Raw genomic sequence first — 21,961 nt, 5'->3', positions numbered from 1 at the left:
CGTGATGTCGCAGAAGCTGTCCGTCACCGCCCGGAATGCGGGTCATTACGGCGACCGCCATCGTCGTCCCGGCGAGACCTTCGAGCTGTCCGCCAAGTCCGACCTCGCTCCATGGATGAAGCCGGTCGGTTGGGACGTGGAAGCTGCTGGGGCGCTGGAGCAGCCCGCGGTGGGCGTCATCCCGGAGCCCGAGCACAAGGCCGCGCTCTCCCGCATCGCCGACCTGGAGCAGGCGTTGGTCATCGTGCAGGAGGAGCGAGATGCCGCAGATGCGGCTGGTGAGGCGACGAAGGCCCGCATTGCGGAGCTGGAGGCCCAGCTTGCCGCCGCGACCGCGCCGAAGGCTGAGGAGAAGGCGCCGGCTCCGCCCGTTCAGCAGCCGAAGGCAGCGGCCAAGACCGACAAGACCTGACGGCCCACCCGCCTCCAGGGCCGTTGGAGAAGAAGGACGCCCCACCGCCTGGGGCGTCCTTCTGCATTTTTGGGTGCGTTGGTCGGCCCTGATGGGCGGCGGCACAGTCCCTCCGAACAACGGAGGTGCAGCATGGGCAAGAAACACCCGACCGCCCGCGACGATGCATACGCAGTTGGCGGCGCATTCACGGGCATCGGCAGCGGTGGCGAGGCCACGCCGCGCGGCAAGTTCAACGTGTCGATCTGGGGGGCCTTCGTCGCGACCGTGGCGCTGGAGCGCTCGTTCGACGGCGGTACGACGTGGCTGAACTGCACCCGGCCCGATGGCACGGCGAACGCCTTCACCGCGCCCGCGTCTTTGGTCTGCGACGAGCCGGAAACCGGCGTCCTGTACCGGCTGATCTGCTCCTCCTACACCTCGGGCACGGTCAACTGGAGGATCAGCCAGTGAGCGTGTTCGTCGCTCCCTCGCCACGGACCTACGGGGTCTGGCCGGTGGAGGGGGCGCTTGCCGTGCTGGATCTGAACTTCAGGCTGATGGCGGCGCTCGATGGCCGCGTGACGGTCACCCGCTCCGGCGGGGGCACGTTCAACGGTCCCACGGGGACGCTGCTGACCGCCGCTGCCGATGCGCCGCGCTTCGACTATCGGAGGGTCGGTGGGGTGTGGGTCCCCGCTGGGCTTGTGGTCGAGCCGGCGCCGGCCACCAATCTGTCCAAGGCCGTCAGCGACGCGGCATCCTGGGTCGATCCCCTGGGGAACATGACCGTCACCCGCGGCGTGGCCGGTTCGCCGGATGGCTCGTCCAGCTCCATGTCCATCTTCTCGTCGACGACAGGCGCCGACCGGCTGGTCCGCGAGACGCTGACGGTGGCGAACGACGCGGTTACGCGGACGGCCAGCATGTTCGTCAATCCGGGGTCTGGGGGATCGCGCTTCTCCATCGCTCTCGGTTACAGCGGGGGGACCACGCCGATCACGGCGGTGCTGTACGGCGACGCCTCCAACGGCAGCATCAGCACCGTGACGGGATCGACGCAGTACGGTGTGGACGCCGCCGGGGGCGGGTATTGGCGCTACTGGGTGGCGCTCGCCAACAACACCAGCGGCAACACCTCCCTGAGGTTCGACGGAAGGCCCTTCGTCAATCAGGCGATCAACGAGGGGACCAGGGTCCTCTGGGGGCCGCAGGTCGAGACCGGCTCGACGCCGACCAGCTTCATCCCGACCACTACGGCATCTGCCACCCGCCCCGCCGAGACGGTCACGCTGGCCGTGCCGGACGGCTCCTATGACGTGCTGGTGCAGGATTGGGCCGGGGCCGAATGGCGCAACGCCGTGGCGGTATCCGGCTCCTACAGCCTGACCCCGCGCGCCGGCATGCGCCACGTCGGGCGGGTGCGCTTCTACCCCGCTGGCCTTCTCTCCGCCGCCGCCAAGACAGCCCTGCAGGTGCCGACATGATCGACTTGACCTTGCGTGCCGACACGGAACAGGCGCTTGCCGCAGCGCTGCCCTGGCTGCGCACCGCTGATGGGTGGGTGCTCACCGGCCCGCCCGATGCCCGGCACGACCTGGACCCGATCGGCGCCCTCGTCCGCGTCGAAGCGGTGCTGGACTATGACGGCAACACCGTCACCCCCGCCGATGTCGACGGGCGGTTCCACGCGAACCTGCTGCTGGACGACGATCACCCCGACGCCACGGCGATCCTGGCCGCCGCCGGGCCGTTCGTCGTGGCCGTGACGCCGGAGAAGCGCCGGAGGGTCTGGGCATGAGCACCGCCCCCGCATCCGATCTGGACCTCTGCAACGCCGCGCTCACGCGTTGCGGCGCGCAGACCATCACCTCGTTCGATGACGGCACGACCGAATCCCTGATCCTGGCGCAGAACTACGGACAGGTTGTCGCCGACTGCCTGTCGGAGTCCCGCTGGAAGTTCGCCCGGTCCCAGCGGCTGCTGAACCGGCTTTCCGGGGTGGCCCCGCTCCCTTGGAGCGCGGTCTATCAGCTCCCTGTCGATGCGCTGGAGGTCGAGGGCGTGACCGTCTCGGGCGCGCCCATCGAGCATGAGCGGCTTGCCGACAAGCTGCTGTGCGATGCCGCGCCCGATGCGGAGGTGGTCGCGACGATCCTGTATCGCCCCGCCACGTCGGCGTGGCCGGCGCAGTTCCGCGAGTTCGTGATCCTGCGCCTGTGCGCCGTCCTCTTGCCGGCCCTGGCCGACAAGTTCTCGGAGGGAGCTGCAGCGGCCCAAGCCGCAGCGCTCAAGGGGCGCCGCGCGGCTCTCCGCTCCGCGCAGGGCGGCACGCCGACGAACCCGTTCACCTACCCGATCAAGGGGGCGCGTCGTGGCTAAGACGACCATCGTCCAGACCAGCTTCGCCGCCGGAGAGCTCGACCCCTCGCTGGCCATGCGCCACGACGTGCAGCAGTATCAGGCAGGCGCGCGGCGGATGACCAACTGCCGCCTTCTGGTCGGCGGAGGCGCCCGCCGCCGTGAGGGCACACGGTGGCTTGCCGAACTGGTCGCGGATGGCCGCGCGATCCCTTGGGCGGTAGACGAGGCCACGAAGTACGTGATCGTGCTGTCCACCGGCCGCATGGACGCCTTCCGTGAGGATGGCACCCCCGCCGGCACGCTGACGGGTTGCCCTTGGTCGGTCGCCCAGGCGCGCGCCGCGACGTGGTTCCAATCGGCCAACACGCTGTTCCTCGCCCATCCGGACTTCCCGGTTCAGCGGATTGCCCGAACCGGTCCGTCCTCATGGGCGCGCGAGGCCATCGCCTTCGCCATGCCGGCGGGTGTGGGGGGGCGCCTGCACCAGCCCTACTTCAAGGTCGCGCCCGACAGCATCACGCTGCAGCCCTCCGCCAGGGCGGGGGGCATCACCCTGACCGCTTCCGGGGGATGGTGGCAGAGCGGGCATGTCGGCTCCCGCGTGCGCTACGCCGGGCGCGAGATCGTGATCAACAGCATCTCCAGCAGCGCCGTCGCAAACGCCACCGTCGTTGACGAACTGCCGCCATCGCAGGACGTGACCGTGGACGACGCGGCCGGCTGGCGGGTCGGGCAGGTGGTCGAGGGGGACGAGACCGGCGCGCGCGGCGAGGTGGTCGCGATGCCCTCCGGAACCGTGCTGCGCATCGTGGTCGAGGAGCGGGTCAGCGGGTTCAAGGTCGGAGAATACGTCACCGGCCCGGAGAGCCGGGCGAAGGTGGCCGCTGTTGCCACTGTCGATCCGGCTCCGTCACGGAATTGGGACGAGCAGCTTTACGGCCCGGTCCACGGCTATCCGGCTGCGGTCGCCCTGCATCGTGGACGCCTGATCCTGGCCGGCGGTCGCGCCGTCCCGAACATTGTCTGCGCCTCCCGTACCGATGCGCTCTATGACTTCGACATCGGCGACGCCGTGGACACCGACGCCGTGATCGACCTGATCGGCGACGCCGCGGCGCAGCGCATCGTTCAGGTGGTCAGCACGGAACAGCTCCTGGTGCTGACGGACCGCGGGGCCTACTACAACGCGGAATCGCCGTCCCGCCCGTTCACCCCTACGAACTTCGGCCTGCTACCCTTCGGCTCGCCTTGGCCGGCCAGCAACGCCCGCGCCGAGACCTTCGACAACGGCGTGATCCTCGTGACGGGCAGCACGATCGTTAAGCTGTCGCCGACGGGCGACACCACCGCGCAATGGACCGGCGCGCCGACCTCCCTTCTGGCTTCCCACACCATCAAGGCCCCTTTGGATGCGGCCTTCACCACAGGCTGGTACGGTGGCGTGGAGACCTATGGGTTCTTCGTGAACAGCGACGGCACCATGACGTGCATGCAGCTTCTGGAAAGCCAGCAGGTCAGATCCTTCGTGCCTTGGACCATCACCGGGTCAGTGCGTTCCGCCGCAGCGCTCGGGGATGAACTGTTCCTGGTCACGCACCGAAGCGTTGACGGCGTCGACAAGCATCTTCTGGAGAAGGTGGACCCGTCGCTGTCGCTCGATGCCGCGACGACGTACGCCGACCTGGACGACGCGGCGGCGCGCTACGGAACCTTACCCGGCGCGCATGTCGTTGCGGGGCGCTACGCCCTTGGCGGTCTGCCCCAGACCGACCCGGCGGCGGATGGCCCCTACGACGTGGGCTTGGATTTCCCGTGGGTGATCGAGACGCTTCCGCCGGTCGTGCAGGGGCGGGCCGGTCCGGTCGTCCACGACACCATGCGCATCTGCCGCGTGTGGGTGGAATTGCAGGACAGCTTCCGCCTGTCGGTCTCCGGGCAGACCCTGACCGCATATGCCGTCACCGACGACCTGTCGGAGGCCCCGCTGCAGCGCAACGGCCCGCAGGAGTTCCGCCTGTTGGGCCGCTCCCGCCGCCCGACGATCACGATCCAGGCTCCGGAACCGCTGCCCGTGACGGTGCTGGGCCTGTCCATGGAGGTTTCTGTCTGATGTCCCCCTTCATCGTTTTCGGCATGCCGCGCAGCCGCACGGCGTGGCTCGCGCGCTTCCTGACCTACGGGGATTGGGTGTGCGGTCATGAAGAGCTTCGCCACGCCCGCAGCTTGGACGACGTTCGGTCCTGGCTCGCTCAGCCCTGCACGGGCACGGCGGAGACCGCGGCGGCGCCATGGTGGCGGCTGGCCCGGCACCTCCGGCCCGACCTGCGCGTCGTGGTGGTGCGGCGTGATCCGAAGGAGTCTACGGATAGCCTGATGCGGCTGGGGCTGTTCGCCGATCGGACGGCGGTGGAGCGCCTCATGCTCCGGCTCGACCGCAAGCTGGAGCAGATCAGCCGGCGCGTTCCCGACGCGCTGTCGGTGCCCTTCGAGGATCTGGAGCGGGAAGAGGTTTGCGCAGCCGTGTTCGAGCACTGTCTTGGCCTGCCGCACGATCCGGATTGGTGGCGGCTGTGGGCGCCGGTCAACATCCAGTGCGACATGCGGGCCATTGTCCGGCACGCCCACGCTCACGCCGTGCAGTTGGACAAGCTGGAGCGGGTCGCCAAGCACCAGACTCTGGTCCTGATGTCCCGCGCATCCTCCAACGATCTGGACGGCCTGACCTTTCAAGTTGAGCCGTTCGACGCATGGCTGTGCGACGCCGAGAAGCTCTTCAACGATCACTTGGTCGCGGTCGGCGAGGCCCCCGGAGACTGGCGCAACAAGAACATCCCGCTTCTGCGAGCGCTGGACGACATCGGCGCCATGCAGATCATGACCGCCCGGTGCAACGGCCGGATGTTTGGATACCTGATGTCGGTGATTTCGCCGTCACTGGAATCCCCCGATGTGCTGTTGGCGCAGCACGCAACCTTCTACGCCGATCCGGCCTTCCGTGGCCTCGGTCTCCGCCTACAGCGCGCGGCTATCGAGGCGCTGAGGCAACGCGGCGTCGGCGAGGTGTTCGCACGGGCCGGCACGCGTGGCGACGGCCCCCGCATGGCCCCGCTGTACCGCCGGCTGGGCGGAGAGGATTTCGGCCAGCTTTTCCGCATCAATCTGACGGAGGTGTGACATGGGCTTAGCAGCAGTTTCTGCCGGCGCCGCCGTCGTTGGCGCCGGCGTGTCGGCCTACGGTGCCGTTCAGCAGGGTAAGGCGGGCGCCCGGCAAGCCGCGCTCGACGCCCGGGCTGGGAAGATCCAGGCCATCCAGGCGGAGCAGAAGGCAGCGCAGATCGAGCGGTCGCAGATCCCGCTCACCCTTGCCCAGCAGCAACAGGGCATGGCCCGGCGCGGCCTCTTCGACATGGAGGAGGTTGCCATCCGCTCCGGCGCCGGGCTGGAGGCGGGCCAGCTCGCCGACCGGCGCGACGCCTTGCAGGCCGAAGCCCGGCGGGCGCAGACCGAGGGCCAGTTCGCCATGGCCCAGCGCAGCGCGCAGTTGCGCTCTGGCCTCGCGACTATGGCCGCAGCCCGGGCTGGGCGGGGATCGTCCGCCGGCCCCAGCGCCATGGCCCTCGCCAACCGCGTGAGCCGGGACAGCCGCGCGCAGATCGGGCTGGAGCAGGCCGGCTATGCCGCCCGCTCCGCCGACGCCATGACCGGCGCCGCGCAGGCCGAGGCGCAGCGTGGCGCGACGCTGGTCGATTCCATCCGGAAAATCGCGGTGCTCGACCAGGAGCGGTTCGGCAACGAGTTGTCCATCTGGAAAGCCGGCGCCGACGCGGGGGACCTCGCGCACGAAGCTGCGATGGACCGGCTGTATGGGGTGCAGTCGGCCTTGGTGTCCGCCGAATCGTCTCGGCGCAGTCGTGAGAGTTTGGCAGCCGGCGGCGTCGGCGCGTTCGGCTCCTTGGTGCGCGGTGCCGGCGCGGTGGCGGAAATCTACAGACCGCCGTCAACGAAGAAGGACGGTTAATCATGACGATGGACCTGTGGGCCACGCTGGGCCAAGTCGGCAACCAGATCACCGACACGGCAACGCGCTTCGCCGTCCAGGAGCAAAAGCGCCAGGCCGTCGCCTTCCTGGGCGAGACCGAGGTCGCGGCGCGGACGAAGCTGCTGGAGCTTCAGGACAAGCACCGGGAGAACCCCGATGCCTTCCGCAACGAGTGGGACGGCTACCGGAAGGGCGTCATCAAGGGTGCCCCCGGCCCCTTCGCCCAGCAGCTCGACCTCATGCTGCAGGAGGAGGGGAACCGGGGTCTGGGCGTGGTCTTGAACGCCAAGCACTCCCGCGACGAACGGTTGGCCCGGCAGTCCACCACGGCGGTGCTGAAGCAGTCCGGTGACGACGTTATCGGGTTGGCCATGGCCGGGCGCGTCGGCACGCCGGAGTACCAAGAGGCCCGTCAGAAGCATCAGACGAAGCTGGCCGCTGCGGTGTCGTCTGGCCTGCTGGCGGAGGACGAGGCCGCGATCGCGCTGGAGGATCTGGACGGACGGGCGGCCGGCGAACACGCCATGGCTCTGATCACGCCGACCTATGCCGAGCGCGGCGCCGACGCCACCCGGAAGTGGATTCGCGGCGAACTGCTGAACCCGGAGCTGCGCCTGCGCCCTGCCCAGCGGATCGCGCTGGAGAACCGTGCGGACTCCCACATTGCGCAGATGGAGCGCGGGCGGAAGGCGGACCTCACGGAGGCGCGCGCAGCGGCACGGGAGCTGGGCACGAGCCTGACTGCCGGTCTGGACGTTCCGCCGGAAACGGTGGAGGAGGTGGCAACGCGCCTGACGGCGGCCGGCGGCGCCCGAGAGGCGGCGGCCCTGCGCGCCACCCACGTCCGCGCCGGGCTGTTGGCGGACCTGCGGAGCCTCCCCCTCGACCAGCTTGTCGAGCGGGCCGGGAAGATCACCGCGTCGATGGGGCTGGGCCTCGCCGACCGGATCATCGGCGCGGAGTGGTCGCCGACCGGGCCGGACAAGAACCCGAACAGCACAGCCGCCGGGCCGGGCCAATTCCGCAACAGCACGTGGGTGTCCACCCTGCGCAAGCACGCGCCAGAACTGGCCGCCGGCAAGACAGATGAACAGGTGCTGGCGCTGCGCGACAGCGGCACGAAGGAGGAGCGGCTTTCCCTTCATCGTCGCATGACGGACGCCTACGCTTCCGACAACCGTGCAGCCCTGGCCGCGAATGGGCTTCCCACCGACGACGGATCGGTCTACCTCGCTCATTTCCTTGGGGCAGGCGGGGCTTCGACTGTGCTGAAGGCGCCCGAGGACCGGCCCATGGAAATGCTGGTCGGGCCGGATGTGATCAAGGCGAACCCCTTCCTGAAGGACATGACGGCGGGCGACGTGCGCGATTGGGCTGCCGAGAAGGTCTCCGCCGTCCCCGCCCTCGACCCACGGCTGTTCAGCGGCGTCGCCAAGCTGGCCGGCGAGCGGGCGCACGCTCAGTGGTCGGAGGTTGAGGCCGGGCTGAACCAGGGCATCCAGCCCACGCGTGCCGCGGTCGAAACCATCATGAAGGGCGCCACGCTCGCCAAGGACTATCCCCTGCTTGAGCGCATCGCCACGCGCCTTGACCGGGCCTCCACAGTGGAGCGGCTTGGCCCCGCCACCCCAGCGCAGCAGCAAGCCGCCGTTGACGCGCTGGACCGGCAGGAGCGTGCGCAGGGGCTGGGGCCGGAAGACGCCGGGATGCTGGTCGCCCTGCGCAAGCTGGTGGACAGCACCCGCGAGGGGCTGAGGCGCGACCCTCTGGGCCTCGCCGTGGAACGTGGGGTGGTTCCGGCCCTACCGCCGGTTCCGTGGGGTGATCCCGCCGGCGCCGTGCAGGCACTGTCCGTCCGTCAGCGCGCCGCCGTGATGACCAGCGAGCAGTACAGCTTGGGGCCTCAATCGGTGTTCCGGCCCGACGAACTGCCCACGCTCAAGGCCGCGTGGGACCAGGGCGACGCGAAGGCCCGTGCCGGTCTCGTCGGCACGCTGGCCCGCTCCCTCGACGCCCAGCACCTGACCGCCACGCTGGAGAAGGTCGCGGGTGACAACCCAGTGTTCGCGGCGGCGGGCATGATCTACCGGCAGAACCCCGAGCTGGGCACCTCGATCATCCGCGGGCAAAGCCACATCGAGGCGGACAAGAAGATGCTCCCGCCGGATAAGGACGTGCGGAGCGAGGTGGCCGACTTCCTGGGTACCGCGGCCTCCAGCATGCCGCAGGCCCGGTCCGCCATCGAGCGGGCGGCCCTGGCCCGTTACGCGGACCTGTCCGCCGCGGCGCAGGACTTCAGCGGCGCCATGGACAGCACCCGCATGGTTCAGGCCCTGCGCGACGTGACCGGCGGCGTGGTGGAGTGGGGCGGGTCGGCTTGGAGCGTGACCAACCGCAAGATCATCCCCCCCGTGACGGGGATGGATCACAGCGGCTTCTCCAAGCTGATCGACAGCCTGACCGACGAAGACCTTGCCGGGGCGCTGACCGGTGGCGGAACCCCGATCACGGCCGCCGACTTCAAGCGGCTGGCCTCTCTGCACGATGCCGGGCCGGGCCGGTACATGGTGGAGATTGGCGGCGGGTTTGCGCGTGAGTCGGACGGCCAGCCCTTCGTTCTGGACCTGAGTGCGAAGGTGGCGCAGTAGGGTAAGGTCTATTCAGATGGAGAAGGGCGGTGGCTGAGCCACCCCTTTTCCTCCTCATCCTCTTAGCGTGAACATACCTGTGAAAGCATGCCCAATGCTTACAAACCTTTTTGAGGCGTTAGGTGAGGTGTAGAGGAAATTTTATGGCAAGTGTATAAAATAAAGAGGCGGGGTTGCCCCCGCCTCTTATTAAGCGTCTGAAGGTAACTAACTTTAGACGCCTGTTTCTTTGATCATGGCCATACTACGATACTCCTCCAGAAAGTGGTTCGTGTGACACACGTCATTTCAACGTGCACATCATAACACATCGTTAAACGCGGGCCAAATAGCAACCTGAATGCGTCGATTTAGTTTGGTTCCGACAGGGTGAACTCGAACGCGTCGGCGCCTGGCACATAATCCTTCGCGTCCGCCATAACAATCGGATGCCCTCTAACAAGACGCTCGGTTCTGACTAAATTTCCAGTTTTAATTGTTATATCCGGGACCCCATCATCCGTACAGTTGTAAATTATCTCCGACTTGATGTGTCGGGCAAACCGATTAACCCCAAAAGAATGGGGTTCGTTAGCCTTATAATAGCAGTAGTGTATTGTCCTAATGTGGCCTTCCCCTCCAGCTTGAATAGTATATGGCCAGATCTTGTCAATCCCTTGTTCTGGGATTGGTTCTGGTCTTGTTAGTCTTTCGTTATCATTAATCCTGACAGAGATGATTGATCCCATGGAATCGAGCGGTGGATTAAGCTTGTCCTCTTCGGTAAGCGTAAGTTTTATAGTGGCTTGATCCGGCGCGCTTACATCCCATAAGAAATTTTTATGGACTGCCTCATGCGTAATGGATATTTTATAAGCTTTTTGTTCATGACTATAGTTTTCAATGGTATAAGTGCGTTTTACGGTTTTAGCATAATAACCATTTTTTTGCACTGAAGAAGCGAGGTGATCGATAGCTGCCGTGTCATTGACATCAAAAAGATGGCTTACTCTTCTCTTAAATTGATCCTGTGATGGTCGATACACAGATACAAGTATTCCAGCGATTCCAAGGAATATGAATGTGACCAAACCTGCCGTCCACGATTGATAAAAACCAAACCAAAACCCTTTTTGATCTACCCAGTCAGCCAAGCTTGAAAATAGAGGCGTAACAATGATAGCAATAGAAAAAGCAGATAATATAACTATGTACTGCTTATTGTCTCTAAAATAGCTTATCTTTGCTGCTGTTGATTCTGTCTTTTTAAATATATCCATCACAATAAAAGCAGTGATGCTTACTGCAACTCCTGCTGCAGCCATAACAGCAATTAAAATCCAATTATCAGGATTCGTCAGACGTTGGTTTACTGTTATAAGAACTAGAGATAATGCAATCGATACTAGAGTCGGCAGGATTGATTTTAGGCCATACATTCTAGCTGCAGCGGTGAAGCTTGCAGTTAATATGAACGGAATCGCAATTGTAGCAAATTTTAATGCATAGGCTTCATGAGGCACTTTAACACCTACTGAGCTTGTATGTTTGAATGATGCAAGAGGTTGTCGCAAAACATCTATATCGGCTCTCTAATTCGTTGTCGAGACGTGTGTTGATAATCCGAGAAGGGCACATCAGTCAGATTTGCTACAGCCGGAAAGCGCCGTAGGGCTGTGTCAGAAGCGAAAGGGGTGCGGCAAAACGCCGCATCAAAGGGAGCTGTTTCCCGACATTCTCTTAGATTTGCCAGGATTTTATCGCCTCGCGTCTCGAGGCGTCGTCAGCCCCAACGCTGGACTCCTCAGAGTGTCTTCAGTGCGCTATGGCTTGAGTGTGGAGCGGGGCGGCGGAGTGGCCGCCGCCCGCCCACGCACTAGAAGGAGAAGGAGGATGCTTGAGCGAGCCCTCACCCTTCTGGTCCTTGTTCTGGAGATCGCCAAGCATCTGCTTGACCTTCTGAACTAAGACCGGGCGCGGAGGCGGTGGGGTGCCACCCGTCGCCTCCAAGGCCCGATAGTGGGGCCGTTCCGATTGGACGTCAACGCCGGTACTGGTTACCGCAGTACAAAAGCAACGGCAATAGCTGCAACTCAATTGGATACCACACCTTAAAGTCGAGCCGTGCAGGTGGCTCGGTAGCGCTCCTTGATCTGTTCTGCCATCACGGCCGCGGCTTCGTGCGTTGGGCGGCCCCTCTGACCCGTGCGGAAGTGCGCGGGATGGAGGGGCCACATGCTGCTTGGACTGTACCGAACCGACACCGCCGACACGCTGGGCCGGGCGCAGGCCGCCCCGGTTGCTGAAATTCCGCCTTCCTTCTCGGAAAGCTACCACGCCGCTTTCGCGGAGACGCGGGCCTACGCCAATTCGGACGCCCTGTGGCGCGCCCGGCACGAAGTGGTGCAGGCCGCGCTTGACCGGCTGGAGGATGCCACGGGGGAGGTCTACGCCAACCCGGAGGCGGCCTCCCGCGGACCGAACCGCGATGCGCTGGAAAAGTCCATCCGGGCGCGCTTCGACAGCCTGAAGGCCGAGCGGCCCGACTTGGATTTGGCCTATCCCGCGGACGAGGAAATCCAGGCCGGGGCGGTGGCGAAGGCGCAGAAGGTCAAGGGAGAGCGCGATGCCCTGGCTGCCAAGCCGGGCGACTTTGCCAGCGGTGCCGGCTTCCTGCTGGGCGACATCGCGGGCGCCATGACCGACCCTCTGAACATCGCCAGCATGTTCGCGGGCGCTCCGCCGGCCACGGGCATCCTGAAGACCGCTGCCATCGAGGCGGGTATCGCCGCCACGTCGCAAGCCGTGATCGAGGCCGGAACGGCACCGTTCAAGCGGCAGGTCGACCCGCAGTACGGGCTGGCGGAAGCGGCCGGGAACGTCACGGCGGCGGCGGCCGGTGGCGCGATCATCGGCGGGGGGCTGAGGGCAGCCGGCGGCGCTCTGGACTGGTGGCGAGGCCGCAACCGCTCCGAGCTGCCGCGCGAAGTGCAGGACGCCCTGAACGTCGCCGAGCGGGACCAAGAAGTGCGAGCGGCGAATCCGCTGGGGCCGGGTGTGGCTGCGGAGCAGGCGCACGCCGGAGCGCTCCAGAAGGCCGCGCAGGACATGGAAGCCGGGCGCTCGGTGGATGTGCAGGCCATCGTGCGGGAGGCACGGCAGCTTGGCGAGGCCTATGACGAGGTGCGCTCCGCTCCGCTGGGGGCGCCGGACAACCCGCTGGTCGAACTGCGCCCCAGCGATATTGAGCGGGTGCTGGTCGAGCGCGGACCGGTTCGGGAGAAGGACGGGGAAATCCAGGTCCGCTGGAAAGGGCAGCGTGGGTATGGGCTGGCAAAGGTCATCTGGCGCCATGGCGAGGAGGCTGCGGCGGAAGCGCCAGAATTCCGCGTCACGCGCGACGATGTAATCGCCCTGCCAGATGTGCTGCGCCGTTTTGAGGCCGACGCCGGGTCGGGCCGAGGGAATCGGGAATGGCGCGTCGAGCGGGAAGGGCGGACCGTGGTCTATGCGCTCGCCCCAATGCCCGAGGGGGACGCCGAGCGCCTTGTTACGATCTACGTCCAGCGCCCGGATCGATCCGGCGCCGAAAAGCCGCTGTCGAGGGAGAAGCCGGCCGCCGCCGAATCCCCTTTGAAGGTTGGGAGCCCTCTCCAGGATACCGGTCGGGAACCTTACCCCTCGTCTCTCGACGGTCGCGCGGGGCCGGCCAGTCAAAATGTAGGCCCGAATTCGGCTCGCGTCTATACCCCGTCCGGCAGGCCGGTTGATGTGGAATACCGGGCGGTCGAGGCCGAGTCCCTCATCGCCTCGCACGACGCACAAGGCGGCGTAAATCCTCAGTTTCCAGCCGAGTTGCAGCCGCGCGACCGGACGCGCATCGCGTCTCAGGCGCAGATTGCCGGCATAGCGGCGAACCTCCAGCCGGAACGCCTGGGCCGCTCCCCCGATGCCGCGACCGGTGCGCCCATTGTTGGGCCGGACAACGTGGTTGAGAGCGGCAATGGGCGCGTGGGCGCCATCCGCCGGGCCTATGAGCAGGGCGGGGAGGCAGCGGACCGCTACCGGTCGTGGGCGGTGCAGCAGGATCCCGCAGCGGCGCAGATGCGGAACCCTGTGTTGGTCGCGGTGCGCCGAACCAACGTGGACCGGGCCGCCTTCGCCCGCGAGGCCAACGCCGCCACCGCAGCGCGCCTGTCACCAACCGAACAGGCCCTCGCCGACGCCCGCCACTTGGACGACGCAGTGATGGAACGCCTCACCAGCGGCGACGTTGGCGCGGCCTCCAACCGCTCTTTCGCCCGCGGCTTCCTCGATCGGCTGCCTGCATCCGAACGTGGCGCCCTAGTGGACGCCGATGGCGCTCTGAACCAGGAGGGGATCAAGCGCGTGCAGGGCGCGCTGCTGGGGCGGGCCTACGGCGACGCGGGGATCATCGGGCGCATCATCGAGGACGCCGACAGCGACATTCGTGCCATCGGCGGCGCCCTCCTCGACGTGGCCGGGCCGTGGGCGAAGCTCCGCGCCGCGGCGGCGCGCGGCGATCTGGCGCCGGACATGGACGCCACCGCCGACCTGCTGGCCGCTGTGCGGATGGTCGCGGAGGCGCGGGGCCAGGGCCGGGCGGTTGCCGAGCTGGCGAACCAGGGCGGCTTGTTCGGCGACGACCTGCCGGGCAACGCGCGCTTGTTCCTGGGTGCCCTGTTCCGGGATGCCGACCTGTCCAAGCCCGCCGGCCGGCAGCGCGTGGCGGATTTCCTGCGCGGCTATCTGGACGAGGCGACGAAGAACACGAGCGGCGACCGCCTGTTCGGGGAGCCGCTGAGCGCGGAGCAGATCCTGCGCGGCGAGCGGATGACGGGGGAAGCTCCCACCGATATTGGAATTCCAATATCGCCCCGCCCGGCGGAGGAGGTGGCCGCCGCACCGGAGACGCAGGACGCACTTTTCCAGCAGGTGAACCGCCTGCTGGCCAGCCGTGAAATCGACGTGCCCATGGAAGAGGTCGTGGACGAGGCCGGAAAGGTTGTAGCGCTGAAGCGCAGCGCCATGGACCTGATGGACGAGGCGGACCGGGCAATCAACGACGCCGCGACGGTCGCGGCTTGTGCTTTCGGAGTGGCAGCGGAATGAAGGATCTGGACATCAAGAAGTGCCTCGACGGTCGGGTTGAGGCTGGATTGTTGTCGCGCGACGCCGCGGAGAAGGCGCTGCGGACCATCCGCGATCTGGAGGGCCGGTACGCCGCGGAGATGGCCCCGGACAAGGCTTTGTCCGCCGCAGTCGCGGAGACCGCCCGCATCATGAAGGAAGCGGCGGAGCGGGAGAAGGCGCGCACGGCTCGGCAGATCCTGACCGTGGCGCGCGTGATGGACGAGGTGCAGGCCCACCCGGACGGCGCTGTCGCCGGCGGTATGGCTGTCCTCGTCCGCGACGTGCGGGGCAAGGCGACGTTCAGCAATGTCGAGGCCCGGCAGGAGGTGGTTCTTGGCCAGATCATGCGCCGGATGGCGGACGGGTTGAACGCCTACCGGAGCAAGGCCGCCGGGCTGACGCAGAACACCGCGGGCATGCGGAACGTGATCCGCGAGATGCACGGCACGTCGACCAACGACGCGGAGGCGGCGTCGTTCGCCAAGAGCTGGCGCGAGGCCAGCGAGCTCGCCGCCGACCGCTACATCGGGGCCGGCGGCGATCTGGTGAAGCGCGACGACTGGCGGCACCCACAGGTGACCGACGCGCGGCGCGTGCGCCAGATCGGCCGGGAGGCGTGGACCGAACACCTGATCCAGGCGGCGGAGCGCGGCGACCTGCAGGTGATCGACTTCGACACGGGCGCCCCGGCCACGGGATTGAAGCTGGCAACGATCATCAAGACGGCTGGGGACAACATCCTGTCCGAGCTGCCGGCCCCGCCGGGCAAGGGCGGTTCCTACGGCCGGCACAACGAGCGCCGGGTCTTCCAATGGCAGAACGCGGACGCCTTCCTGGCCTACAACGACCAGTTCGGCGTCGGGAATGACCTGTTCGGCCTCCTGGTCGGGCACATGCAGGGCATGGCGCGCGACATCGCCCTGACGGAGGTGCTCGGGCCGAAGCATGGCGCGACGGTCCGGGCGATCCAGGAGGCCGCTTACAAGGCGGAGGGTGCGAGGGACATGGGCGTGCTGGCCCGGCTGAACCCGGTGCGGTCCGTCGAGAGCGCCGCCGCGATCGGGCGGACCTATGACGTGCTGTCGGGCCGGCTGGGCGCCGCGCAGTCCGAACTGACGGCGGCGATCTTCGGGGGCGTCCGGAACTGGATGACCGCGAGCAAGCTGGGGTCCGCGCTCGTTTCCGCCGTGCCCGCCGATTCCGTCATGGCGACCTGGGCGGCCAAGGCCAACGGCGTCCCGGCGGTGAAGCTGCTGGGCTCCGTCCTGAAGCAACTCAACCCGGCCAGCGAGGCGGATCGGGCGTTCGCCCTGCGCATGGGCATCGTGTCGAGCGCCGTCATGGATTCGGCCATCGGCTCCAAGCGGTTCGCGGATGAGATCGTGGGGCAGGGGATCACCGGGCGCATGGCCTCCTTCGTGGTTCGGGCGCAGGGCCTGTCCGCCTGGACCAACGGCATGAAGAACGCCTTCATGCTGGAGATGATGGGGCACGTCGCCGACAACGCCGGGAAGCCCTTGGGGGAGGTGGACACGCCGCTCCGGAAGATGCTCGAGCGCTACGGCTTCAGCGCGGCGGATTGGGACATGATCCGTGCCGCGCCGCAGATGGAGCATGAGGGCGCCCGCTTCTTCGACCCGGCCAACGTCTCCGACCGCCAGCTTGGCGAGCGGCTCATGGAGGCGATCGTCGAGGAGCGGGCCTTCGCGGTGTTGGAGCCGGATGCCCGGGTGCGCCAGCTCACCACGGGCGGCCTGCAGCGCGGCACCTTCATGGGCGAGATGGCCCGATCGGCGATGCTGTTCAAATCGTTCTCGATCACCATGGCGACGACCCACCTTGCCCGCGCCTTCATCGATGCCAACGGTTCGAAGGTCGCGCAGCTTGCCGCCCTGTCCGCCATGCTGACCCTGGCCGGCGCCGTCTCGATACAGGCCCGCCAGATTGTCACCGGCAAGGACCCGCGGCAGATGGACGACCCGAAGTTCTGGGGCGCCGCGTGGATGCAGGGCGGTGGCGCGGGCATCTTCGGCGATTTCTTTGTCAGCGCGCTGGATCGGAGCGGGCGGGATTTCGCTTCAACGGCTCTTGGGCCAGTCCTTGGCATGGCGTTGAATGATGTGCCTCGCCTGCTGTCGTCTAATGCCCGCGCCTTCTATGAGGGCGAACCGGCAACGATGGGTTCTCAGGTGGCCCGCTTCGTGCGGCAGAACACCCCCGGCGCGAACATGTGGTATTGGCGGCTTGTGGTGGATCGGGCCGCCATGGACACCATCCAGTCCCTGGCCGATCCCGAATACCGGCAGTCCTTCCGGCGGATGGAGGAGCGGGCGCGCAAGGACTATGGGCAACGGTTCTGGTGGCGGCCGGGCCAGGGCGCTCCCGACCGTGCGCCTGATCTGGGGATTGCACTGCCTCAGTAACCCAAGGCAGGCTTGGGAGGGCTGGCGCTCATGTAGTAGCGGCGCCAGCCCTCCTTAAATCAAGAAAGGATGAATGCGAGATAGCTTGAACCGTTCACTTCACCAGGAACAGAGATAAGGGATCCGGATGTTTTGCCAGTGAACGTTATGCTCATATCGACGGTACCATTGTTATCTAAATCAATATGAGCTGTTGCGCCCTTGGCGTTTTCAGCGCCGTTCATTTCTTCCCAAGTCAACTTCGATGTTCCCTGCTTCCAACCCCAAGCAGTTACCCATTCCCCTTTTTCAAGATCGGTGATTGTCGACCATGTAACGCCTTCTGATCGACCATCGATAAAGAATGTGTCCACGCCGGTGCCGCCTGTTAGGAAATTCGAACCGGTTCCCCCATCAAGCACATCATTGCCGCCTCCTCCATTAATTGCATCATTGCCACCAAGGGAGTTGATGAAATCGGCAAATTCAGTTCCAGCCATTGCCTCGTTTTCATCTGTTCCAATATGCATGTTTTGCAAGCCGCTTACTGGTCCCACATAAGGAGACATATCTGTCTCTAGGCTGTTACCATTAACCGTAATGGAAAGTCGACGATTAATTCCAGAAGCGGAGCCTGCGCCACCAGAACCACTTGCGTTGCTGCCAGTGCTTGTGTTTGAAGATCCGGAATTATTTGATCCGGAAGGACTTGTGCTGTTTTGTCCTCCTGGTTTTGTGCCAGCCTCGCCCGTGTAAGGATTTGTATTTCCGACGGTGGAGTAATTGTTGTCCTTTGTGCCATCGGGAGCTGTCCGATAGTAACCCTTCACGTATGTTCCGTCTTTTTTGTAGTATCCGGAAACGTATACGGTTTTTGCCAATTCTTCCTCCGGTGGTGTTTTTGCGCCATTCTGGGCTACTGGGGGGGCTCTATGCGCATAGATATGCAAAAATTATCGCTATATTCATTGGTTTATACAACCGAAAAATAAGATATGACGAGGGTGGCGTCCATTGCCGATTGGTTTGGTGGTGATAAAAGCCATTCCTAAGTCGTGGCTGAGCGTTTGACGTGGATCAAAGGGTCAAACTACGCATTGGCAACCCTTATTGAAGTCTGCAAACTTGCAGATACTGCAGCGCAAATGGCTAACCAGACTCTAAAAAATACACTTTGGGTTAGTGATGTCAGTCGTGGTGCTCTCATAACCGCCGCATTGTCTCCAAATTCACTAGGAATAGGAGCATCTTGAATATGGCGACTGTCCAGCGAGCACCAGGGCCGCCCTTCACCGGGTGGCCTTAGAGCGCAGATCAAAACCCTGTCTCTACGGACTTAAGCCGTTGATCTTGCTCGGACTGATACAGGTTTTGATCGGCACTCTTACTTACGCCGGGGTGCGTTGGCCCGAATTTAACCCCGCTCCAATCCTGCCGCCGAACAGGAGGGCAGGGCATGGCGCACATCCAGATTGACGACAACGAGCCGCGACGCAGCTACGACGTGGGCGCCCCACAGACGGCTTTCGTGATTCCGTTCCCCTTCTTCTCGGCCGCCGACATTCGGTGCAGCGTCGGGGGCTTGGAGCTGGCGAGCGATGGTTTCAGCGTGACTGGCGCCGGGCAGTCCGCCGGCGGTTCGCTGGTCCTGGCCACCCCTGCGGCAAACACCGTCGTCACGATCTGGCGCGACGTGGCGATCAAGCGGACGAGCGACTTTCCGGATTCTGGCCCCCTGCGCGTGTCGGTCCTGAACACCGACCTCGATCGGCTGACCGCCATCAACCAGCAACTGAACGACAAGCTGAACCGGTCCCTCCGGCTGCCCGACGGCGACAAGACGGTCAATGTGGCCTTGCCGCCCGCGTCCCTTCGTGCCGGAAGGCTGTTCGGCTTCGACAGCGAAGGCAACCTCGTCGCGATCCCTGGGCCGCCGGAGGTCGCCGTCACAGGGACCGTGCCCGTCGCCGCTGAGCGCGGTGTTGTAGCGCGCACGCTGGCGCAGCACCTGGGCACACGCCTCACGATCTACGACGCGGGGTGCTTGGCCAACGGCGCGAACGACGACGCTCCGGCTCTCGCCCTGTTCTTCGCGTCAACGGCACGCAAGGGCGGCACGCTGACCATCCCCTGGGATGCCAAGCTTTACCTCGGCTCGTCTGTGACCATCCCCAGAAATTGGACGCTGGAGGGCCTTGGCGGCAACCAGGGCGTCACCAACAACGCCACCCAGAGCTATTACGATCGCGGGGCGCAGGTGAAGCTCGGGCCGGGTGCGACGCTGCGCCACGGCGGCAACGGAGGGGTGGTTGACCTGCTGGTGATCCGGGCCGGGTTGGTCCAGCCGGTTCCCAACGTTGCCACTGCGGCGACCTTGGTCTCGCAATTCTCCGGGGTCGCCATCGAGTGCGCTGGGGAAGACGTGACCATCCGCGGGTGCCTCGTCCTCGGTCACTCGGTTGGCATCGACAGCAAGGGATTTGCTCGGACCAAGGTGCTCGATTGTGGCGTGGACTGCCAAGCCGGCGTCCTGATCTCGGGCGGGTACGACATCTGCCGCCTGGAGCGGGTTCATGTGTGGCCGTTCATGACCGCCACCACCCCCGGCGTGCATGCCGGCTCCGATAGCTCTCACGCCCCGCTTCGCCGCACCGGCGTGGGCATTGAGTTCAGTTCAGACAACGTGGGTGGGGCGGATTGGTCCACCGCCATCGACTGCTTTTCCTACGGGCACGCCATCAACTACTCACAGCGCAATGTGTCCAACGTGTCGTTCGTCCGGTGCCAGGCGGATTATGGTGCCCCAAACACCGGGAGCCTGCGGGGCTACTCGATTACGGGGACGACGACTTATGCCGCACTGATCAACTGCACGGCGATTGCGCAGACGACCTGTGTCTATGTGGAGACCACAGGCGGAACCCTGCAGGACAACGGCGTCCGCATCCTCGGAGGGATTTGGGCAGCCTCCAGCACAAACATCTTCATCGCCAACGGCGCGGCCATCGTTCAAGGCAATCAGTTCTATAGCGGCTCAGTGGGCGTCCTGTTCGGTTCCGGGGCCGAACCGGGGAGCATCATCGGCAACTATTTCCAAAATGTTGGTGATCCCATCGTGATCGATGGATTGGTCGTGAGTAAGACCGAGATCCTGGGCAACAGCTACGACGGTGTTGTTGAGGCAGAGCCGAACCGGCTGAACACCCCGTTGCGTGTTGCGAGGGTGATCGATCTGGTGGACGCATCAGCTCCTGCGAACCAGAAATTCGCACGGTGGAACAACTCCAACAATGACCTGACGCTGGAGCTTGTTACTGATAACTACGCGACGGCGACCCCCGTTTATCGAGTAATCAAGAGTGGGAGCAGTGCAACAACCCATCAATTCTACATTGGCGTGACAAACCAGTTGGAGATCGGGGCGACGAACATCCGTCCGAACGCGCATATCCTTCCCTACGGGGCGGGCATATTCAACCTTGGTGGCCCGAGCAACCTGTTCCTCCAGCTCTACGCCTACAGCGGCACCATCAACACTTCCGACGAAGAGCAGAAGCAGGACCGTGCGCCGATAGATGACGCCCTCCTGGACGCATGGGCGGACGTGTCGTGGTGCCTTTACCGGATGCGCGATGCCGTCGCCGAAAAGGGCGACGCAGCCCGTATCCACTCGGGCGCCATTGCCCAGCAGGTGCACGCCGCCTTGGAGGCCAAAGGCATCGACGGGTTCCGGTATGGGCTCCTGTGCCGGGACGAGGTGTTCGAGGAGGTCTTCGAGGACCGCGAGACGGAGAACGGCCCTCGCAAGGTCCTGGTCGAGCGGCGCCCGCTCGGTCTGCGCTGGGGGCTCCGGTACACCGAATGCTTCGTCGTGGAGGCCGCCTATCAACGTCGCCGGGCCGACCGGCTGGAAGGTGGTTTAGCGGATCTGGCCCAGCGCGTCGCGGCGCTGGAAAGCCAGCCGCCATCTTCGGTCGGCTGACCGGCGGCTCTGTCCGCTCGTGCGTTGGTTCGGCAGGGCTACCCCGCGCAACCTCCCCTCGTTCGCCAATGGGAGATAGCAAGTGCAGCAGCCCGCCGACAGCACGGCCATCGCCGTCAGCCTGACCGCGCCCGGATGGGCTCCAGTGCTGACCAACGTCAACACCGCCCTCACCACCGTCAGTCTGCTCCTCGGAATCGCGTTCCTGGTCTGGCGCTGGGGTCGGCAGGTGCGCCGCGACAGCCGGGAGGACGGGCTGTGACCGCGCCAATCCACCCCGACGCCCTGGCCCTCGTCCGGCATTTCGAGAGCCTGTACCTGAAGGCCTACCTGTGCCCGGCCGGCGTGCCGACCATCGGCTACGGACGCACCGCCGGGGTGAAGCTGGGGCAGACCATCACCGCCGCTCAGGCTGAAACCTTTCTGCGCGCCGACATGGCCGCCGCTGCGGCACAGGTCGACAAGCTGGTGAAGGTCCCGCTCTCCGACCGGCAGCGCGGCGCCCTGGCTTCCTTCGTCTTCAACCTGGGGGCCGGCGCCCTGCAGTCCTCGACCCTGCTGCGCCTGCTGAACCAGGGCGACTACGAAGGCGCCGCCGGCCAGTTCGGACGCTGGGTCTATGCCACGGTCAACGGCGAGAAGGTGCAGCTTCCGGGCCTGAAGAGGCGCCGGGCCGCCGAGGCCGACCTGTTCGAGACCACCTGACGCCCGAAGGAGGGGCGCACATCATGAAGCTGCCGACCACCAAGAAGCTGGCCGCCGTGGCGGGAATCGTCGCCGTCGTCGCCGCTGCTGCCGCCGTGGACAAGTTCTTCGGGACCAGCCTGCTCCCATGGGTCCTTGCGTTCGTCGGGGGCTGAGAAAAAGCGAAGAGGCCGCACTGATGGGCGGCCTCCTTTTTCGGTTTGCAAGACCTTTGGGAAATGGCAGTTTTACGTTGGGTCTCAATTCCAGAATTCTGCAAACCAGCTTTGATTTCACAATATTTGCAGACAACTTTTA

General features: G+C 65.2%; 17 protein-coding genes. 15 read left to right on the top strand and 2 right to left on the bottom strand.

Annotated elements, in window-relative coordinates:
- The first annotated feature begins 4 nt into the window (after window positions 1-4).
- From Sp245p_RS16415 to Sp245p_RS16375, 9 genes are all read left to right on the top strand, one after another.
- The gene (locus Sp245p_RS16415) at window positions 5-412 is read left to right on the top strand and encodes a hypothetical protein (protein WP_014197210.1); all 408 of its coding nucleotides are present in this window, start codon (window positions 5-7) and stop codon (window positions 410-412) included.
- A 132-nt stretch (window positions 413-544) separates the two neighbouring features.
- Window positions 545-865, top strand: a complete 321-nt coding sequence (locus Sp245p_RS16410) for a hypothetical protein (RefSeq protein ID WP_014197208.1) — start codon at window positions 545-547, stop codon at window positions 863-865.
- Window positions 862-1,878: a phage head spike fiber domain-containing protein gene (locus Sp245p_RS16405; protein WP_014197207.1), complete on the top strand. Its 1,017-nt coding sequence runs from the start codon at window positions 862-864 to the stop codon at window positions 1,876-1,878. Before Sp245p_RS16410 ends, Sp245p_RS16405 begins: the two co-directional genes overlap by 4 nt.
- Window positions 1,875-2,192 (top strand): hypothetical protein, encoded by a 318-nt coding sequence (locus Sp245p_RS16400; protein WP_014197206.1) that lies wholly within the window; start codon window positions 1,875-1,877, stop codon window positions 2,190-2,192. The genes Sp245p_RS16405 and Sp245p_RS16400 overlap by 4 nt, the downstream gene beginning before the upstream one ends.
- Entirely contained in the window at window positions 2,189-2,773 is a 585-nt protein-coding gene (locus tag Sp245p_RS16395; protein WP_014197205.1) for a phage connector family protein, read from the top strand. Before Sp245p_RS16400 ends, Sp245p_RS16395 begins: the two co-directional genes overlap by 4 nt.
- Complete coding sequence (locus Sp245p_RS16390) at window positions 2,766-4,865, top strand: phage tail protein (RefSeq protein WP_014197204.1); 2,100 nt, start codon at window positions 2,766-2,768, stop codon at window positions 4,863-4,865. The genes Sp245p_RS16395 and Sp245p_RS16390 overlap by 8 nt, the downstream gene beginning before the upstream one ends.
- A complete protein-coding gene (locus Sp245p_RS16385; RefSeq protein ID WP_014197203.1) occupies window positions 4,865-5,929 on the top strand; it encodes a GNAT family N-acetyltransferase in 1,065 nt (354 codons plus the stop codon). The genes Sp245p_RS16390 and Sp245p_RS16385 overlap by 1 nt, the downstream gene beginning before the upstream one ends.
- 1 nt (window position 5,930) lies before the next feature.
- On the top strand, window positions 5,931-6,773 hold the full coding sequence (locus Sp245p_RS16380; protein ID WP_014197202.1) for a hypothetical protein: 843 nt from the start codon (window positions 5,931-5,933) through the stop codon (window positions 6,771-6,773).
- A gap of 2 nt (window positions 6,774-6,775) precedes the next feature.
- Window positions 6,776-9,442, top strand: a complete 2,667-nt coding sequence (locus tag Sp245p_RS16375; protein WP_014197201.1) for a hypothetical protein — start codon at window positions 6,776-6,778, stop codon at window positions 9,440-9,442.
- A gap of 350 nt (window positions 9,443-9,792) precedes the next feature.
- On the opposite strand, the gene Sp245p_RS16370 is transcribed toward Sp245p_RS16375, so the two are convergent.
- Window positions 9,793-10,944 (bottom strand): hypothetical protein, encoded by a 1,152-nt coding sequence (locus Sp245p_RS16370; protein ID WP_129557180.1) that lies wholly within the window; start codon window positions 10,942-10,944, stop codon window positions 9,793-9,795.
- A gap of 712 nt (window positions 10,945-11,656) precedes the next feature.
- On the opposite strand from Sp245p_RS16370, the gene Sp245p_RS16365 reads away from it, so the two are divergent.
- Window positions 11,657-14,554 carry a hypothetical protein gene (locus Sp245p_RS16365; protein ID WP_014197196.1) on the top strand — a complete coding sequence of 966 codons (2,898 nt, stop codon included), beginning with the start codon at window positions 11,657-11,659 and terminating at the stop codon, window positions 14,552-14,554.
- The gene (locus Sp245p_RS16360; RefSeq protein ID WP_014197195.1) at window positions 14,551-16,998 is read left to right on the top strand and encodes a hypothetical protein; all 2,448 of its coding nucleotides are present in this window, start codon (window positions 14,551-14,553) and stop codon (window positions 16,996-16,998) included. The genes Sp245p_RS16365 and Sp245p_RS16360 overlap by 4 nt, the downstream gene beginning before the upstream one ends.
- Window positions 16,999-17,057: 59 nt before the next feature.
- Here the strand turns inward: Sp245p_RS16360 and Sp245p_RS35765 are convergent, their stop codons facing one another.
- Window positions 17,058-17,858, bottom strand: a complete 801-nt coding sequence (locus Sp245p_RS35765; protein WP_246119784.1) for a calcium-binding protein — start codon at window positions 17,856-17,858, stop codon at window positions 17,058-17,060.
- Window positions 17,859-18,433: 575 nt separating this feature from the next.
- Between Sp245p_RS35765 and Sp245p_RS16350 the strand changes: the two genes are divergently transcribed.
- The 4 genes from Sp245p_RS16350 to Sp245p_RS36275 all read left to right on the top strand — a co-directional run bounded on the left by Sp245p_RS16350 (window position 18,434) and on the right by Sp245p_RS36275 (window position 21,819).
- The gene (locus tag Sp245p_RS16350) at window positions 18,434-20,959 is read left to right on the top strand and encodes a tail fiber domain-containing protein (RefSeq protein ID WP_014197192.1); all 2,526 of its coding nucleotides are present in this window, start codon (window positions 18,434-18,436) and stop codon (window positions 20,957-20,959) included.
- Window positions 20,960-21,041: 82 nt separating this feature from the next.
- Window positions 21,042-21,221, top strand: coding sequence for a hypothetical protein (locus Sp245p_RS16345; RefSeq protein ID WP_014197191.1), 180 nt, complete (start codon window positions 21,042-21,044; stop codon window positions 21,219-21,221).
- On the top strand, window positions 21,218-21,664 hold the full coding sequence (locus Sp245p_RS16340; RefSeq protein ID WP_014197190.1) for a lysozyme: 447 nt from the start codon (window positions 21,218-21,220) through the stop codon (window positions 21,662-21,664). Before Sp245p_RS16345 ends, Sp245p_RS16340 begins: the two co-directional genes overlap by 4 nt.
- A 23-nt stretch (window positions 21,665-21,687) precedes the next feature.
- The gene (locus Sp245p_RS36275) at window positions 21,688-21,819 is read left to right on the top strand and encodes a hypothetical protein (protein ID WP_014197187.1); all 132 of its coding nucleotides are present in this window, start codon (window positions 21,688-21,690) and stop codon (window positions 21,817-21,819) included.
- Window positions 21,820-21,961: the final 142 nt, after the last annotated feature.

Origin of the sequence: Azospirillum baldaniorum (genome assembly GCF_003119195.2) — a bacterium.
Taxonomy (GTDB): domain Bacteria; phylum Pseudomonadota; class Alphaproteobacteria; order Azospirillales; family Azospirillaceae; genus Azospirillum; species Azospirillum baldaniorum.
Note: the sequence above shows the minus strand (reverse complement) of the source record. Positions and strands in the feature narration are given on the sequence as shown.